This is a genomic window from Companilactobacillus formosensis (genome assembly GCF_005405305.1).
Taxonomy (GTDB): Bacteria; Bacillota; Bacilli; order Lactobacillales; family Lactobacillaceae; genus Companilactobacillus; species Companilactobacillus formosensis.
In genome coordinates this window covers 111,305-128,870 of the sequence record NZ_BJDU01000007.1, presented here as the reverse complement: position 1 = coordinate 128,870, position 17,566 = coordinate 111,305, and the positions used below count along the sequence as shown (strand labels likewise).

Sequence of the window (17,566 nt, the reverse complement as noted above, 5' to 3'; positions counted from 1 at the left end):
CCCCTAAATATCTAATTTTGGCACATTGTAAATTGAAGGTGAAGGTTGATAGAAACCAGCTTCAAGAATTTCCATATCTGTTAAAATTTCTTCATCACTGACAAGTCTTGGTTTATGGTTGACCAAAGTATCGTAAACAGAATCGTAATACAATCCATAATCACCGAGTGGTGTCTTGATTTGTTTCTCGATCCAATCCCCATTGGCATTTTGATATTTAGCAATTCCGTAATACATTGGACTATCTTCTCCAAAGCCTGGTGTGCCTGGCATGATACCAGCTTTCAAGTCATTTTCTTGTTGGTCAGCACCGTATTTAATAAAGGAACCATTCATACCATGAACGATAAATCTTGGATACTCTTTGGCAACATCAGTACTTACTTTGACCTTAGCCTTCATTTTTGAGCCATAATGTAAGTCTACATCAAAATAGTTGTCGACTGCATCCTCAACTTCAGTATTTCTGATATCATAAACCACTTGATCAGGACGACCAAACAAAGCTACCATCCGGTCCATCAAATGTATTCCCAATCCATAAAATTCACCTTGTTCTTTTGTACCAACGTTATTAACTGTATGTGGACGATAGTAATCAATGTGTGATTCAACTTCAACAATATCACCCAAGAATCCTTGATCAATTACTTGTTTAGCAGCTAAATAGTCACCATCGAAACGACGATTTTGGTAAGGCATAACTAGAACGTTATTATCTTTTCCTAATTGGATCAATTCTTTGGCGTGGTCCAAAGTATCAACGAATGGTTTTTCAACAACCACTGATTTTTTAGCTTCGATAACCTGTTTAGCTAATTGATAGTGCGTTGATGCTGGTGTACAAATGGTTACTAAATCAATTTCTGGATCATTTAAAATATCATTCAGATCATTAGTAAAAGTGACACCTTTTTGTCGATAAGGTTTAGCCAATTTTTCATTAGGAGCCTTACGAGTATAGACTGTCTTTACTTCAAAATTGTCTCTAATATTTAAATATGGTAGATGATAACGGTTAGCCGATTTACCGAAACCGATAAAAGCAATTTTTAATGTCATAGAAATTCTCCTTCAATAGTTGATACTATTATTGTACAAAAAAAACAGCCCGAGGGCTGTTTTAATCAATCAATAAATAACTATTTGTTCAAGTTGTAGAAACTCTTGATACCCTTGAATTCAGCTTGGTCACCAAGTTGATCTTCAATTCTCATCAATTGGTTGTACTTAGCAATACGGTCTGTACGGCTCATTGAACCAGTCTTGATTTGACCTGCGTTTGTAGCAACAACAAGGTCAGCGATTGTTGTATCTTCTGTTTCACCTGAACGGTGTGAAACAACGGCTGTGAAACCTGCTTCTTTAGCCATTTCGATAGCTTCGAATGTTTCTGTAAGTGTACCGATTTGGTTAAGCTTGATAAGGATTGAGTTTGAAACTCCCATTTCAATACCCTTCTTCAAGTAGTCTGTGTTTGTAACGAACAAGTCATCACCAACAAGTTGTACTTTCTTACCAAGTTTAGCAGTAACTTTTTGCCAGTCTTCCCATTCGTTTTCGTCGATAGGATCTTCGATTGTAACAACTGGGTACTTTTCAACGATACCATCAAGCAAGTCGATAAATTCGTCTGTTGAAAGAACAGCACCATTTTCGCCTTCACCCTTTAGTTCGTACTTGTGTGTTTCAGCATTGTAGAATTCTGATGATGCACAGTCAAAACCAATAGCAACATCTTCACCAGGCTTGTAACCTGCTTTTTCAATAGCTTCAACCAAAATCTTGAAAGGAGCTTCGTTGTTTTCAAGGTCAGGAGCGAAACCACCTTCGTCACCAACAGCTGTGTTCAAGCCACGGCTTTCAAGAACAGCTTTTAGTGAGTGGAAAGTTTCTGAACCCATACGTACAGCTTCACGCATTGATTTTGCACCAACAGGCAAGATCATGAATTCTTGGAAGTCAACGTTGTTATCAGCATGCTTACCACCATTGATAACGTTCATCATAGGTGTTGGCAATACGTGAGCGTTAGGACCACCAAGGTATTCGTACAATGGAAGACCTAATTCGTCAGCAGCAGCACGAGCAGCAGCAAGTGAAACACCAAGAATAGCGTTAGCACCCAAAGTACCCTTGTTTGGTGTACCGTCAAGATCGATCATAGCTTGGTCAATAGCACGTTGGTCAGTAACGTCCATGCCGATAACCTTCTTAGCAATCTTGTCGTTTACGTTAGCAACGGCTTTAAGAACACCCTTGCCACCAAAACGTGATTTGTCGCCATCACGTAATTCAACAGCTTCGTGTTCACCAGTTGAAGCACCTGAAGGAACAAGTGCGCGGCCAAAGCCACCTAGTTCAGTATATAGTTCAACTTCAACAGTTGGGTTACCACGTGAATCAAGAACTTCACGGCCTAAAATATCAGTAATTACAGACATATTTTAAAAATCTCCTTTATGGTTTTAATACAGATTAATTTTAACCTTTTTTGCGACTAAAATAAATAACTTAATGAAAGTAAATTATTTATTGAAGTTAGCTAATGCGATATATGATTCTGGATCCATTGATGCACCACCAACAAGTCCACCATCAATATCTTCTTTAGCCATCAATTCTTTAACGTTAGCAGGTTTAACTGAACCACCGTAAAGAATACGTACTTTGTCAGCTGTGTCATTGTCATACAAGCTAGCAATCTTTTCACGGATTACGTGAACCATTTCTTGTGCTTGATCAGCAGTAGCAGTCTTACCAGTACCGATAGCCCAGATTGGTTCGTAAGCGATAACTGACTTAGCTAAGTCATCAGCAGAAATGCCTTTAACAGCATTTTCGATTTGACCTGTTACCCAGTCTTCTGCCTTGCCGGCTTCACGTTGTTCTAATGTTTCACCACAGCAGATGATAGGTAGCATGTTGTTCTTCAAGATAGCCTTAGCTTTCTTGTTGATATCTTCGTCAGTTTCTTTGAAGTATTGTCTTCTTTCTGAGTGACCGATGATTACATAATCAACGCCCATTTCATCAAGTGCCTTAGGTGAAGTTTCACCAGTAAATGCACCAGCATCTTCAAAGTATGAGTTTTCAGCAGCAGTCTTCAATGGTGTACCCTTTGCTCCTGCAACAAGAGTTGTAAGATCAATAGCTGGAGCACCGATGATTGTTTCTACGCCAGATTCTGGCAACTTGCCTTTGATACCGTCTAAAAATTCTTGGGTTTCTTTAGGATTTTTGTTCATCTTCCAGTTACCCGCAATAATAGGTGTACGCATAAAATTAGTTCTCCTCATGAAAAATAATTATTTATCTGAAATTGAATCGATACCAGGTAATACTTTACCTTCTAGGTATTCTAGTGAAGCACCACCACCAGTTGAGATGTGTGTTAGCTTATCAGCAATACCAAGACTCTTAGCAGCAGCAGTTGAGTCACCACCACCAACGATAGTAATAGCATCTGACAAGTTACCCATAGCACGTCCAACTTCTAGTGTACCTTCAGCAAACTTGCTCATTTCGAATGCACCCATAGGTCCGTTCCATACAACAGTCTTAGCACCCTTTAGAGTGTCTTGGAACAACTTAACTGTCTTAGGTCCGATATCAAGAGCCATTTCGTCATCAGGAATATCAACGCCATCTGTTGTTGTAGCTTCAGCGTCATTTGAGAATTCTTTAGCAACGATGTGGTCTACAGGAAGAACGATCTTGTCGCCAGCTTTTTGAAGGAGGTCTTTAGCTAGTTCAACTTTGTCTTCTTCGAATAGTGACTTACCAATCTTGTGGCCTTGAGCAGCTAGGAATGTATAAGCCATACCACCACCGATTAAGATGTGGTCTGATTTTGGAATTAAGTTTTCAATAACACCGATCTTATCTGAAACCTTAGCACCACCAAGGATTGTTACGAATGGGTGTACAGGATTGTCAACAGCGTTACCTAAGAACTTGATTTCCTTTTCCATTAAGAAACCAGCAGCAACGGGTTTGCCAGCAGCTTTCATAGCTGTTGAGATACCAACGTTTGAAGCATGTTTTCTGTGGGCTGTACCGAAAGCATCGTTGATAAATACGTCACCAAGTGATGCCCAGTATTCGCCAAGTTTAGGATCGTTCTTGCTTTCACGTTTACCGAAATCGTTGTCGATATCTTGGAAACGTGTGTTTTCCATAAGTAGAATGTCGCCATCATTTAATTCATTGATAGCATCTTCAAGTTCTTTACCTTCGTTAACAGGTACGAACTTAACTTTCAAACCACTTAATTCTTCAAGTTTAGCAGCAACTGGCTTCAATGATAAAGCTTTCTTGTCTTCGTCACTCTTAATACGACCCAAGTGAGATAGCAAGATAACCTTTCCACCATGTTCTGAAACATATTTGATTGTTGGGATAGCACCAACGATACGGTTAGTATCGCCGACAACACCATCTTTGATAGGAACGTTGAAATCAACACGCATCAAGACTTTTTTGTCTTTTACGTCAACGTCAGAAACAATAAGTTTTGCCATTATAAATCCTCCGATATTTTCCTTAAAAAAAGGCGGAAGGAGTTATCCTCCCTCCGCCAATTTAAAACACTAAATTAGGTTTTTTGATTACTATTTTAGATTAATGAATTAGTCTAATGTAGCAAATTTTTCAAGTGTACGAACCATTTGTGCAGTAAATCCTGATTCGTTATCGTACCATGCAACAGTCTTTACAACTTGGCTATCACCTGAACCAACGATTTGTGTTTGTGTTGGGTCAAAGATTGAACCAAATGATGTACCGATAACATCTGATGAAACGATTTCGTCATCATTGTAACCGAATGAAGGGTTGTTGTCTGTGTACTTCTTGATTGCATCGTTAACTTGGTCAACTGTAACTTCTTTGTCAAGAGTTGCAACTAATTCAGTAACTGAACCTGTGATAACTGGAACACGTTGTGCATGTCCATCAAGCTTACCCTTCAAGTCAGGAACAACTAGACCTAGGGCCTTAGCAGCACCAGTTGAGTGAGGGATGATGTTTGCAGCAGCAGCACGTGCAGCACGAACATTACCTTTACGTTCTGGACCATCTTGAAGTTTTTGTGTAGCTGTGTAAGCATGGATTGTTGTCATTGTACCAGCTTTAATACCGAATTCTTTGTTTACGGCATTTGCTAGAGGTGCAAGACAGTTTGTTGTACATGAACCAGCTGAAGCGATCTTAACGTCGTTTGTTAGGATGTCATCGTTAACACCATAAACAACTGTAGGCATGTCACCTGATGGAGCTGAGATCAATACACGTTTTGCACCGGCATCCAAGTGAGCTTGTGCTTTGTCTGCTGATGTGTAGAAACCAGTACATTCAAGAACGATGTCAACACCGTCGTTTGCAACCCATTTAAGGTCTGCAGCGTTCATTTCAGCATATACAGGAATTGTCTTACCGTTAACAACGATAGCATTGTCAGCAGCTTCAATCTTGTCGATTTCGAAGTTACCATGAGCTGTATCATACTTCAATAGGTGAGCAAGCATAGCAGGTGAAGTTAAATCGTTAATTGCAACAACTTCCAAATCTGTCTTGCCAGCTGCTTGAAGTGCAGCGATACGGCGGAATGCCAAACGACCGATACGGCCAAATCCATTAATACCAACTTTTGTAGTCATACAAAAATTCCTCCTTCAGGAAATCAAAAAAATATTATTTTAAAGGGTTATCCCTTAAAATCAGCTTTGAGGCACCCTCATCAGTAATCAATATAGTATGATGAGGTGCGTTTTTCATATATGACTGAATTGCTTTAGCCTTACTTTGACCACCGGCAATCGCAATCACATATTTTATTTTATCAAGGTCCCGGACGTGAAGTCCAATCCTAGGTACCTTATATACAAGTTTACCACTTTGATCGAAGAAATCTCCAAAAGCTTCTGAAACAGCTTCACCATTATCGATGATTTTTTGTTCCTTAGCCGAAAGATTTCGACGCTCTGCCATAACACTTGCAGTTCCGATGCTGTGAATAACAACATCACTTCTATATATTAGTTCAAGAACCGACTTAATTGAAGTCTCTTTTTGCAAAGATTCAAAACTTTTTTCGCTTATGTCCTCTGGAAGGTACATAGCCCGGTACTGGCCCTGCGTTCTTAAAGCCATCTCTGCACAGACACTATTTGCTTGAATCGTAACTGATTCACCTACACCACCGCGTGCTGGTAAGAAAACCAACTTACGGTTTTTCGATAAATCAGGTGAAAGATTACGAGCAACTTGTGCCAACGTACTACCACCAGTCACAGAAATCATTGACTGTCCATTTGGTAATACTGATCCTAAGAGTTGATTAAGTCTTCTACCAAACGAATCGACTACCCGATATTGCTTATCCGCATTACCTGGTAAAACAATACAACGACTAATTCCTAGCTTTTCACTTAAGCGTTTCTCCAATAGAGCTGTACCTTGATAATCCGCTAAGACATTGGTCAAGCGAACTACTACATCGCTACCTGTATGCGTTAGAGACATTCCAGATTTTGAAGAAACAATTAAGCCTTGCTTTCTTAATAAATCAGTCTCAGTTCTTAATCCACGTTCAGTAATATTAAGATCATCAGCTAATACTCTGCGCCCGACTGGCTCCATTAATGAGATACTCTGAAGTATTTTAAATCGCTTTTCCAGAGTTTTAATGAAGTCTGGGGCAACTAAATCCAGCAATTCTAAATCTTCATTATTAGTCATTTGATATACTCCATGGGACAATCATTGTCCCTGTATGTCTGTTTACGACCCATGTACTCAAAAAATAAAAGCCCGGATGAATCATTCCATCTCTTAAGCACAGTTATTAGTATAAACTCTCTTGTGAAAAATTCAAGTGAAATGATTACAAAAAGTACAATTAATAATATTTTTTTTGACATTTACTTTTTATATAGAGATGCGATAGAATTAAACAGTAATGCGCCGCTAGTGTAATGGATCGCACACAGGATTCCGGTTCCTGGAATGTGGGTTCGACTCCCACGTGGCGCATTTTTTTGTTTCACAAACTTTCAACAAGAAATGTTGAATTATCAACATGTATAAGATTCAACAAGAATATTATTACATGAAAAGAGAGTAATACTTCGTGTTTTATGACGGAATATTACCCTCTTTTTTAGTTTCTACGACTACTGAAAATAAAATGTCTTAACGTTTGATTAAAAGCTTCTGGAATTTCAGCCATAATGTCGTGACCACAATTATCCAAAACAATGTTAGTTATTCTCTTGTTTTGTGCTAAGTAATCTCCAAATCGATAATCGAAGTAAGGACTCTGCTTGGCAGTTACTATGCTTACAAATTTACTACTATGCAATAATGAATTGCGCCAATCCCTTTGGAAATGATCTTCTAAAAGAACTAGATTTTGCTTTCTATCGAATGGATAAAGACTCCGAACTTTATTTAACGACAAAGCTACTTGATTATTTAATCCATGTAAAGTTTCATGAGTTTTGTTTGGCAGTGAAATTTTTTCTTTAAAATTATCGGCAGTAAAATTTTCAAATCCATATTTCCACTCTGAATCATTGAGCATTTTTGGAGACTGATCGATTGCCAGAACCGATTTAACGTTAGAATATTTTTTTAAATAAGCATAACAGACACTTGCTCCCATCGAATGACCGATTAAAATTGGTTCTTGAAGTTGTAAATATTCGATTAAATTGGCTAAATCTTCGGTTAATCGATCAATTGTCAAATCTTTTTGGGTGCGTTGTGATTTACCATGATTTCGATGGTCATAAGTAATCACTCGACAATTCATCCCTACCAAATAATCAATTTGAGCTTGCCAAATTTCTTGATAACCACCAAAACCTTCTACTAAAATAACCGGTTGACCGATACCAAAACTTTGAAAATTAATTTTTATTCCATCGTTAGTTAAAAATTCCATTATTCTCTCCTCAAAAAAAGATAGACCAAAACGGCCTATCTTTTTTATTTATTCCAAGGATCTTTTACTAAAATTGGATTAGATAAAGTTTTCATCATTATAGTAGATTTTGACTGACTATATTCTTCTAATGAAAAACCATTATTACCTTGGATAACTTGTAGATCAGCATGAACACCGAATTGATTCAACTTTGCTAACAAATTCTTAGCGCCCTCACGACTAATTGGACTATTCGGTTTCCAAACTAGATCCAAATCACTGGTCATTTTGGCTGAATTAGTCCCTGTTGCTAATTCGAAACCAACGCTACCACTGATTCCCCATTTATATTCTTGTAGAATTTTTGCCACTGCTGGTAAAGCCTTAATTGCAGGTAAATTTTTGCGCTCATCAGATACATTTTGCCAAGACTTTTCAGAAACTAATTGATAAGGAGTAATGACTTCTTTAATGTTTGAATCTAAGACAAAAGCAGCAAAACGTTGTTCTCTTTTGATTCCTCTAATACCGACAGGAATCTTATCACCAACTATTTCACTACGACGGACCACAGCAGTTAACGAATCGGGAAAAATATCCTCTGCCCATTTGGGTAGTCCATCAGTAATCAAATCATTGATCGATGAAATTTTTAGTAGATCATGTGGTTCTACTTTGACCATTCTTCATCCACTAGTTTTCTAACTTGAAGAGTTGATTTACGACCACTAGCTTTAGCAATCTCTGTTTGATAACGGAAGTGCAAGCTTGTATCACCATCTAAACTGTCAATGGCTTGATCAATCAATTCTTTGATCTTATCAACATTTTCATCAGTTGCTTCCCATGAACCGATACCTTTAACTAATTTGTACAAAGCACCAAGTTTTTCATAATTGTCAATATCGTAAGCCATAGCAGGAACATGCTTAGTAGCTTCTTCCAACTCGGCAATTGTTCTTTGGGTAATACGAGCAGCACTAGCTTTTGACATGGCTTGAATAGTAATTGAATCATCATCTAAGGCAATCATTCTATTAGATTGCAAACCATGAGCTAAGAATCCACCAGATACAGCATCCCCAGGTATAAAGTCAATTACTGGATGGCCAGCTTGTCTAGCTTTAGCATATGCGGCAGCACTTGAACCAAGGGCTACGTGAATACCAATCAATTCTTCTTGATAACCATAAGCTTGGCTTGGAACATCAACGACTAAAACAATTGGACGTTTAACGTCTTTATCCTTATCTTCAGCAACAATTTGGTTAACGATGCTTGCAACAGCAAATCCTTCTTGAAGACCGACTTCACCTTCACGAACACGTGGAAATTTATTATCAGCATCTGGAACGATAGCAATAAATTCTTTACCATCTTTTTGAGCGTGCAAAACAGTTGAAACTGGACTAGTAGCATTCTTAATACCAGTCAATTTTTCAAACCATAGACGACCACGACTCTTAGTGCCAGCTTTTTCACCAGCAACAGCAGCTGGAATCGTATGTTTAGTAGCAACAACTGACTTGAACAACTTATTATATGAATCGATATCTAACTTCTTACTCAAGTCTAATTTATCCAACAAACTCAAGTAAAAGTCGACATTTTCAGTTCTGTGGGCATCTTTTTTAGTCTTGATTTCATTAACGATGCTTTCCTTAATGCTATCAACAGTATCATCGACCACTTCGTCAACTAGGTCAGTAGCTTGACGTTGTTTAGTTCCTAAAGTATCCCAAATCAAATCTTTATCGCTAGAATCAAATTCACGTACACCAGCTTCTTGTTCGATAACTTCGGGACCATTCAAAGCAATTCTTGCCTTGTTAGTAGCAATCAAATAAGAAAGGATTGAAGCGGTAATTGACATCCCACCGAATGATCCAACACGACCAGGTACTAATCCGATAACAGGAACAAATTTCTTCAAAGCAATAACAACATTTTGAATTTCTGAAATTGATAACAAACCGTAGTTAGCTTCTTGAAGACGAACACCACCAGTATCCAAAACAATAATTGGGTAAATAGTGTTACCATTCTTGTTCTCTTCTAATACCTTTTCCAAAGCTGCAACAATTTTGGCACCGCTGACTTCACCGATACCGCCACCTTGGAATTTACCTTCAATTGAAACAACTAAAACTTGGTTGCCTTCGATTTTTCCACGCATCAAGACGATTCCATCATCACTTTCAGGAACGATATCTTGAGGTTCAAGATGTGGTGAGATCATGTCATCGAGTGGTCCAACGATTTCTCTAGCAGTATTTGCATCTAATAATGAAAGCGCGCGTTCACGTGCATGTAATTCAACAAAACTATTTTTCATCTTTTAGTTCCTCCAATGCTTGAGTTAAACGAAGATTAACTACCCCTGGTGTGGAACCAAAGTCATTGATCTCAATATTAGCTTGGATTGGATATCTGTCGAAGAAACGTTTCAAAACATTTCCCCAAACTTCTTTGAAGCCGTCACTACCAGTTACGATATTAACTTCTGTTTCTTTATCTGTGGGTCTGAAAATAACTTCAAGGTCACCTGATGCAACTACCCCAACGTGTACGGGTTTGGAAATAGCATCTTTGGTATCGAAGTTAAAATGTAATTTTTCCATATTTATCTCCATTTCTACTTCAAATGTTTTAAAAAATAACTTGCAGCAAACAAATCAGCACAACCACCGGGTGAAATATTGTGTTCCCTAGTAAAGTCAGTCAATTTTTCAAACTGAGGATTATCTAAAATATTCTGTGGGTCAACAACGATCTGAGCTGAAAGATTCTGAAAATCACGTAAGACTTTTAAATTACTACGATAAACGATATTGGTATCATCAACGTTACTGTATAAAACGAGCAATCGTCTCATCCAAGTATCGAAATCATCCAACTGTGATTTGAAGGCTAAAGCTTTGGCCAAATTAGGAAAACCATTTTGAGCTTCTCCCTTAGCACCAGTCAAGGCATACTTTTGCTTCGTTACTGCACCATGAGTCTTTTTGGGAATGACATTCTTATCTGGCAAACGCGATAAATCTTTAGCTGTTAGTAAAATTGTTTCTAGATTCTTAGTTTGTTGGCTACTGATAGCACTGATCAATAACCCCATACTCCAGATAGCGCCCTTATGTGTATTGACACCATTGGTTGCTTGAAACATATCTTTTTCGGCAATCCGACCGATTCGGCCAATTTCTTCTCGCAATGGCAAGTCAATTGGTTGTTGATAAGATTTTTCAGCGATTTCCACGAAACTATCTAATAAACTATCAGCTGACTTATAAAATAATTTCCAATCCATATCGGTATGCGAACCATTTGAATAGGCATCGACTAGACCTGGCTTGGGTGAGAAACTAACTTCCCACTTCAGTGCTGCTACTGCTTGTTGTGCTAGTTGTAAAAATTTGGTTTCAATCATTAATTATGACCAACTTCTGAATTTTGCAGGTGGATTGTAAAGTCCATCAGACCATTTAACTAAGTCATCCATGTTTTGTGCTGCAAGAAGCGATCTCTTAGCTTGACCACGTTGAACGCCTAAGTCTTCAGGAAGAGCTACGATACCACGACGACGAAGATCAGCTAATTGCTTAGGATTGCTTCTCAAACCAACTGGTGTAACACCGGCGATAGCTTCAATAGCAGCTTGTCTTTCAGCCATACTGTCAGTCTTGTAAAGATAAGCGATACCTTCTTCAGTTACGATGTGAGTTGTATCTTCGCTATAAATCATAATTGGAACATTAGCCAATTTAGCTTCTTTTTGAACTTCTTCAGCATCCAAATGATCAACAAAGACAGGTTTCTTATTTGAACCGAAAGTTTCAACCATTTGAACAACTAATTTTTGACCTTTACCTAATGGATCATCATCGGGACGAAGGCTTTGCCAAGCTGGTGTTGAGTGACGACGTCCGTGTGGATTACTTCCCATGTTAGGAGCTCCACCAAATCCAGATAAACGACCATTAGTAACAGTTGATGAGTTACCATATTTATCGATTTGAAGAGTTGAACCAACGAACATATCCAAAGCATATTGACCAGCCATTTGACCGAAGGCACGGTTTGAACGCATTGTTCCATCTTTACCAACGAAGAAAATGTCAGGACGATGAGCAATGTAATTTTCCATTCCGACTTCTCCACCGAAACTGTGGATAGTTTTGACCCAGCCACTTTCAATAGCAGGAATCAAAGTAGGTGTAGGGTTAACTTCCCAGTTAGGAACAATCTTACCCTTTAGTCCAAGTTGTTCACCATAAGTAGGTAATAACAATTCGATGGCAGCAGTATTGAAACCAACACCATGGTTAACTGTTTGAACGTTGTGTTTTTCATAAATACCACGAATTGCCATCATACCCATTAGGATTTGTAATTCAGTAACATTTTGAGGGTCACGTGTAAATAATGGTTCCAATTGATAAGGTTCATCAGCCGGAACAACGATGTCGACCCAATCACCAGGAATATCAACACGAGGAACTTTGTCAACGATCTCATTAGCTTGAACGATTACAATACCATCTTTGAAAGCAGCAGCTTCAACGATAGCTGGTGTTTCTTCGGTATTTGCACCCGTATAAAGATTACCGTCATGGTCCACTTTATCAGCAGCTACCAAAACAACATTTGGAATCAAGTCAACATATAGACGAGCATATAACTCAAGATAAGTATGAATATCGCCGACTTCCATTGTTCCATCAGCAATCATTTGAGAAATTCTCGTACTTTGAGGTCCCGCAAATGAGAAATCAAGTTTCTTAGCGATACCTGTTTCAAAAATATCCAAATGTTCTGGACGTGACACACTGGACATGATCATATGTAGGTCGTGAACTTTTTCTGGGTCAACTGAAGCTAAAACTTTTGACAAGAAACTAGCTTGCTTTTGGTTATCCCCTTCCAAAACGACCTTATCGCCTGGTTTAATAACACTTTCTAATAATTCTTTAGCATTTTGAGTTTTAACAAATTTGCCATCGAGCATTGATGCGATACTGTCTAATTTGGCAGCTTTGGCATCACGATTTTGAGTCCAACTTCTTTTAGCCATCAATTATCCTCTTTTCCATTTTTCTAACAAAAATTGAATATCATCAAGATTCATATTATCCATGGTGATAGTTCGAAAATCTGGGAACTTGCTTTTGACTAACTTCGTAAAAGTATGTCCCGGTTTTATTTCTAATGCTGTATCAACACCTAATTCCTTAGCAACATCCATCATGGTATCCCAGTAAACGGGATGAACTAGATTATTGATCATGTCATATTTGACACCATCAACTTTTCTAATTGCGTGACCATTGTAATTTGCTAAATAGATGCTTTGGGGATCGTTCAAAGAAACCTTTGCCAATTCTTTTTCTAGGACATCAGCAACAGATTGCATCAAAGGTGAATGTGATGGAACAGGAACTTTCAATAAAACCGTTTTTTGTGCGTTATTATTTTTAGCCAGTTCCAAAACCTTCTTGATTCCCTTAAGAGAACCAGAAATAACTGTCTGTAATTCTGAATTCTGATTAGAAGTAAAGACTGGTTGAGTTTCGTTATTAACTTGATCAACCAAATTAATAACTTCTTTTCTAGTTAAACCAACAATTGCTCCCATTCCATAGCCAGTTGGATATGACTCTTGCATCTTTTGCGAACGAATGTAAACAATTTTAATTGCGTCATCTTCACTGATAACGCCGCTAGCAACTCCCGCTGCAAAAATACCTAAAGAATGTCCAGCTACTACATCTGGAGTTTGACCAATTTTCTTTAGTTGTCTGATATTGAACAATTGCAAAATCAAAATTCCTAATTGAATCTGAATTGAATCTTGATAAGCTTGTTCATCGTCAGTTAATTCAACACCAGTCAATTCTTTTACTTTCTCAAGCATTGATTCTGGTACGTCTTTTAACATTCCACTTCTCTGACCGCCTTGACCAGGGAAAATCCATAATACAGAAATAATTATCCACCCCCATCAAATCCTTTTTATTGATCTCACAAGTTCAGTATATGAAATGATTGATAACATGTATAATATAGAAAAAGCATAATACTTAACCATTTGGTTATATAAGAGGTGTTAATTTTGAATATCAATCAGCTCAAATATTTCGTCGTTGTCGCCAATCAAGAAAGTATCACCAAGGCTTCTAATATCTTGTATGTTTCCCAGCCAGCTGTCAGTAAAATGATCAAACAATTGGAAGATGAATTACAAACTAAATTATTTGATCGAACTGGTCGAACTTTAAAACTCAATCGTTCCGGAAAGTTATTTTATAGTTATGTTAATGATAGTTTGGAAGAACTTGACCGTGGCATCAATGCTGTCAAAGGCGGTCCTGATAAAATAGAACATCCAATTTCCTTATTAATGGAAGTGGCTTCTCCATTTATCCCCGCCATCGTCTCAACTTTTAAACAAAAATTCCCTAACGTCAGGTTGAATATTGCTCAACATAACGTTAGGGAAACAGATTTTAAACAGTTTGATTTTATCGTCACAACTAAACCACTAGAAGGTTTAACCAACGTGCCAGTTCTAAAAGAAGAAATACTCGTTGGCTGGAACATTAATTATGGCTACAGTAAACAGTTTATTAAGCCGAAAGATTTAAGGGGTGAAAAAATAATCGGCTTGTCCAAAAATAATCCTTTGCGTTTAACGATCGATAACTATTTCAATAAACGCGATATTACTCTGGATTACATGTACGAAGCTGATGATCCCGCAACCGTTCGTGGTTTGATTGAAGCAGGAATTGGTCTGAGTTTCATCCCTTCAGTCACTTGGCAAACAATCGAACCACGAGTTCAACTCGCCAGACTTTCTCCTGATCCATTGCAACGAACTATTTACCTCAGTTCTCCCTATGGAGTTCTTAATGGCATCAAACGAGAAATCAGTAACGAATTAATCATGATTTTCTTAGATTTCCAAAATTTTGAATTAAAAATATAGTTGCATTTTATTCTGAATGCGCTTATATTGAATCTAAGTTTCCTTTTGTTGATCTCACAAATTTACAAGAGGAGTGTTTCACATGAAAATAAAAAAAGACACTACAAGCCCGGCCGATATCGGTGATTACATGAAGGTCTTCGCTTGTACTGCCGTTATGATGCAGACCGTATTGAGTCTAGTTCTTGCAACTAGTCCAACTTATAACTATCAAACACCAATTGGTATCATTTATAACTTAGTTAAGTTCACTGCTCCAGCCTTTATTTTTGGTATTTTATATACCACGACTAGAACGACTAATCAAAATACCTTGGCTAATTATGGTGGCTATATGAAAAAACAATGGTCTGCTCTTTTTGTACCCACAATTTGGTGGACTCTAGCCTACTTACTGATCATGCCAAATGTTCAACAAGTTAACCAATATCACAACGTTGGTTCATTTCTTTGGCATTTCATCAATGGTAATGCCGCACCACATCTGTGGTATAACACGATGATGCTACAATTCATTATTTTAATGCCATTCTTCTGGATGCTAGCCCATTTTGTCAGAAACAATGCTAAGCGTGGAATCTGGACTTTAATTATCACAGTTATCTTTTTTGCAGCTTGGATTGGTTTTTACGACTTGGAAGTTTTCCATGGACTTCATGAACAAAGCTGGTATTTACTCGATCGAATTTTTATTAGTTTCGTCATTTATGGAATTTTCGGTGTTTTGAGTTGGATGTTTAGAGATAAACTCGAAAAATTTTTAAAGAAGTCTTTTCCTATTTTAGTAATTCTTTTCATAGCCGTCTTTTACTGGACTAACAAAGAACTCTTTAATTTCGGTTATCCTGTCAGTTTAGCTAATGCTCCTTATTACAAACCTTCGATGACCTTATATGCACTACTAGTTATTGGATTGGTTGCAACTTTGGCTATCAGACATATCAACACTGATTCCAAAGCTCTACCGGTATTCCACTTTCTAGCAACCTACGCTTACCGTGCTTACTTGTCTAACGTCTTTTGGCTACAAATCATCTGGCGTTTAGGTGGCAAGAATTTAGTAAATGTTAATCCTATCTTAGCCATTATCGTTTGCTATTTATTGACTTGGGTACTATCATTTGCTTCTGCATATACTTTCCACATCATTTGGTCAAAAATCAAAGATTCTTTACCAAGAAAACGTGTTCAAGAGTCAACTGAATAAATATTTTTATTTATCAAGCTTAGTTTGTTGACCCGATACATATTGTATGCTAAATTAGCACTGTGCTATTAAGAGTGCTAATTAAAAACAGGAGGCATTTTATGTTAGTTCCTACAGTTATTGAACAAAGTTCACGTGGCGAACGTGCCTATGATATTTACTCAAGATTATTAAAAGACAGAATCATCATGTTATCTGGTGAAGTTAACAGTCAAATGGCAAACACTGTCATTGCTGAACTACTTTTCCTTGATGCTCAAGATTCAGACAAGGATATTTCCATGTACATCAACTCACCCGGTGGTTCAGTTACCGACGGATTAGCTATCATGGATACGATGAATTTCGTTAAATCTGATGTTCAAACAATCGCAACTGGATTAGCTGCCTCAATGGGTAGTGTCTTGTTGTCATCAGGTACTAAAGGCAAACGTTTTGCCCTACCAAATTCAACTGTCCTCATTCACCAACCATTAGGTGGTGCTCAAGGTCAACAAACAGAAATTGAAATTGCTGCCCAAGAAATCTTGAAGACAAGAAAGAGATTAAATCACATTTTGGCTGATAACTCAGGTCAAACATTTGAAAAACTTCAAAAAGATACTGATCGTGATAACTACATGACAGCCCAAGAAGCTAAAGACTATGGTTTGATTGATGAAATCATGACAAATAAAGCTGACAAATAATCTTTTATAAAAATCTTCCTTTATCCGTTTTGGATAAGGGAGGATTTTTTTTGCTTCAATGCGTTTATTCCACCCTATAATTGAACTGATTTGGAGGTAAAAATGACTATCTTAAAACATTTAGATCAAAACTCTCTTGCAGTTCAATATTTAATGAAAAAAGATAAACACCTCGCTAAAGTCATTCAAATGGTGGGTCCCATGAATTATCGACTACAAACCGATGCCTATGCTTTTTTGGTCAGTCAAATTATTGAACAAATGCTTTCTAAAAAGGTCGCACAAATATTAACTCTTCGTCTAACAAATGAATGTAACGGTCATATTTGTCCAACTAAAATTGATTACTTATCTGATGAGCAACTATTAAATATCGGCATCTCACATTCTAAAGTTCACTACATCCAAAATTTAACGGGAGCAATTTTAACAAATAAAATAAACTTCTCAGATTATTTACAAATGTCCGACACAGAAATTATCGACAGCTTAACCACAGTCAAAGGAATTGGTATCTGGTCAGCAAAAATGTTTTTGATTTTTTCATTAAATCGACCTGATATTTTACCTTTTGAAGATGTAGCCTTTTTGCAGAGTTATAGTTGGGTTTACAAAACTCATAATTTAAACAAAGCAGCCGTCGTGAAAAAATGTTCCAAGTGGCATCCCTACGCATCTATCGCTAGTAGGTATATGTATCAAGCAAAAAACCTAGGCTTAACTAAAAACATTTTTCATTTATACGAAAAATAGGC

Annotated in this window: 17 protein-coding genes and 1 tRNA gene; 5 read left to right on the top strand and 13 right to left on the bottom strand. The window is 37.4% G+C overall.

The window, feature by feature from the left end; translation table 11 throughout:
• Positions 1-3 precede the first annotated feature (3 nt).
• The 6 genes from FFM65_RS09395 to FFM65_RS09370 form a co-directional block, all read right to left on the bottom strand.
• Complete coding sequence (locus FFM65_RS09395) at positions 4-1,062, bottom strand: oxidoreductase (RefSeq protein WP_119318496.1); 1,059 nt, start codon at positions 1,060-1,062, stop codon at positions 4-6.
• Positions 1,063-1,142: 80 nt separating this feature from the next.
• Positions 1,143-2,444 (bottom strand): phosphopyruvate hydratase, encoded by a 1,302-nt coding sequence (eno, locus tag FFM65_RS09390; RefSeq protein ID WP_119318495.1) that lies wholly within the window; start codon positions 2,442-2,444, stop codon positions 1,143-1,145.
• 84 nt (positions 2,445-2,528) lie between these two features.
• Positions 2,529-3,281 (bottom strand): triose-phosphate isomerase, encoded by a 753-nt coding sequence (gene tpiA / locus FFM65_RS09385; protein WP_059074838.1) that lies wholly within the window; start codon positions 3,279-3,281, stop codon positions 2,529-2,531.
• A 27-nt stretch (positions 3,282-3,308) separates the two neighbouring features.
• Complete coding sequence (locus tag FFM65_RS09380) at positions 3,309-4,523, bottom strand: phosphoglycerate kinase (RefSeq protein WP_119318494.1); 1,215 nt, start codon at positions 4,521-4,523, stop codon at positions 3,309-3,311.
• A gap of 108 nt (positions 4,524-4,631) precedes the next feature.
• Complete coding sequence (gene gap / locus FFM65_RS09375) at positions 4,632-5,660, bottom strand: type I glyceraldehyde-3-phosphate dehydrogenase (RefSeq protein ID WP_119318493.1); 1,029 nt, start codon at positions 5,658-5,660, stop codon at positions 4,632-4,634.
• 34 nt (positions 5,661-5,694) lie between these two features.
• Positions 5,695-6,762, bottom strand: coding sequence for a sugar-binding transcriptional regulator (locus tag FFM65_RS09370; RefSeq protein WP_307722444.1), 1,068 nt, complete (start codon positions 6,760-6,762; stop codon positions 5,695-5,697).
• 201 nt (positions 6,763-6,963) lie between these two features.
• Between FFM65_RS09370 and FFM65_RS09365 the strand changes: the two genes are divergently transcribed.
• A tRNA-Arg gene (locus tag FFM65_RS09365) sits at positions 6,964-7,035 on the top strand.
• Positions 7,036-7,162: 127 nt separating this feature from the next.
• Here the strand turns inward: FFM65_RS09365 and FFM65_RS09360 are convergent.
• Genes FFM65_RS09360 through FFM65_RS09330 form a run of 7 tightly spaced genes read right to left on the bottom strand, consistent with a single transcriptional unit; the run spans position 7,163 to position 13,898 of the window.
• Positions 7,163-7,948 (bottom strand): alpha/beta fold hydrolase, encoded by a 786-nt coding sequence (locus FFM65_RS09360; protein WP_119318491.1) that lies wholly within the window; start codon positions 7,946-7,948, stop codon positions 7,163-7,165.
• 44 nt (positions 7,949-7,992) lie between these two features.
• Positions 7,993-8,613, bottom strand: coding sequence for a malonate decarboxylase holo-ACP synthase (locus FFM65_RS09355; protein WP_119318490.1), 621 nt, complete (start codon positions 8,611-8,613; stop codon positions 7,993-7,995).
• Positions 8,601-10,265: a biotin-independent malonate decarboxylase subunit beta gene (gene mdcD, locus FFM65_RS09350; protein ID WP_119318489.1), complete on the bottom strand. Its 1,665-nt coding sequence runs from the start codon at positions 10,263-10,265 to the stop codon at positions 8,601-8,603. Before mdcD ends, FFM65_RS09355 begins: the two co-directional genes overlap by 13 nt.
• A complete protein-coding gene (locus tag FFM65_RS09345; protein ID WP_010020492.1) occupies positions 10,255-10,551 on the bottom strand; it encodes a malonate decarboxylase subunit delta in 297 nt (98 codons plus the stop codon). The genes mdcD and FFM65_RS09345 overlap by 11 nt, the downstream gene beginning before the upstream one ends.
• A 14-nt stretch (positions 10,552-10,565) precedes the next feature.
• Positions 10,566-11,357: a triphosphoribosyl-dephospho-CoA synthase gene (locus FFM65_RS09340; protein ID WP_119318488.1), complete on the bottom strand. Its 792-nt coding sequence runs from the start codon at positions 11,355-11,357 to the stop codon at positions 10,566-10,568.
• A 3-nt stretch (positions 11,358-11,360) separates the two neighbouring features.
• Positions 11,361-13,001 (bottom strand): malonate decarboxylase subunit alpha, encoded by a 1,641-nt coding sequence (gene mdcA / locus FFM65_RS09335; RefSeq protein ID WP_119318487.1) that lies wholly within the window; start codon positions 12,999-13,001, stop codon positions 11,361-11,363.
• Positions 13,002-13,004: 3 nt separating this feature from the next.
• The gene (locus FFM65_RS09330) at positions 13,005-13,898 is read right to left on the bottom strand and encodes an ACP S-malonyltransferase (RefSeq protein WP_255311500.1); all 894 of its coding nucleotides are present in this window, start codon (positions 13,896-13,898) and stop codon (positions 13,005-13,007) included.
• A gap of 141 nt (positions 13,899-14,039) precedes the next feature.
• On the opposite strand from FFM65_RS09330, the gene FFM65_RS09325 reads away from it, so the two are divergent.
• The 4 genes from FFM65_RS09325 to FFM65_RS09310 all read left to right on the top strand — a co-directional run bounded on the left by FFM65_RS09325 (position 14,040) and on the right by FFM65_RS09310 (position 17,564).
• Positions 14,040-14,915: a LysR family transcriptional regulator gene (locus FFM65_RS09325; protein ID WP_162897972.1), complete on the top strand. Its 876-nt coding sequence runs from the start codon at positions 14,040-14,042 to the stop codon at positions 14,913-14,915.
• 82 nt (positions 14,916-14,997) lie between these two features.
• A complete protein-coding gene (locus FFM65_RS09320; protein WP_119318484.1) occupies positions 14,998-16,122 on the top strand; it encodes an acyltransferase family protein in 1,125 nt (374 codons plus the stop codon).
• A 101-nt stretch (positions 16,123-16,223) separates the two neighbouring features.
• The gene (clpP, locus tag FFM65_RS09315; RefSeq protein WP_010020500.1) at positions 16,224-16,811 is read left to right on the top strand and encodes an ATP-dependent Clp endopeptidase proteolytic subunit ClpP; all 588 of its coding nucleotides are present in this window, start codon (positions 16,224-16,226) and stop codon (positions 16,809-16,811) included.
• A gap of 102 nt (positions 16,812-16,913) precedes the next feature.
• Entirely contained in the window at positions 16,914-17,564 is a 651-nt protein-coding gene (locus FFM65_RS09310) for a DNA-3-methyladenine glycosylase family protein (RefSeq protein WP_119318483.1), read from the top strand.
• Positions 17,565-17,566: the final 2 nt, after the last annotated feature.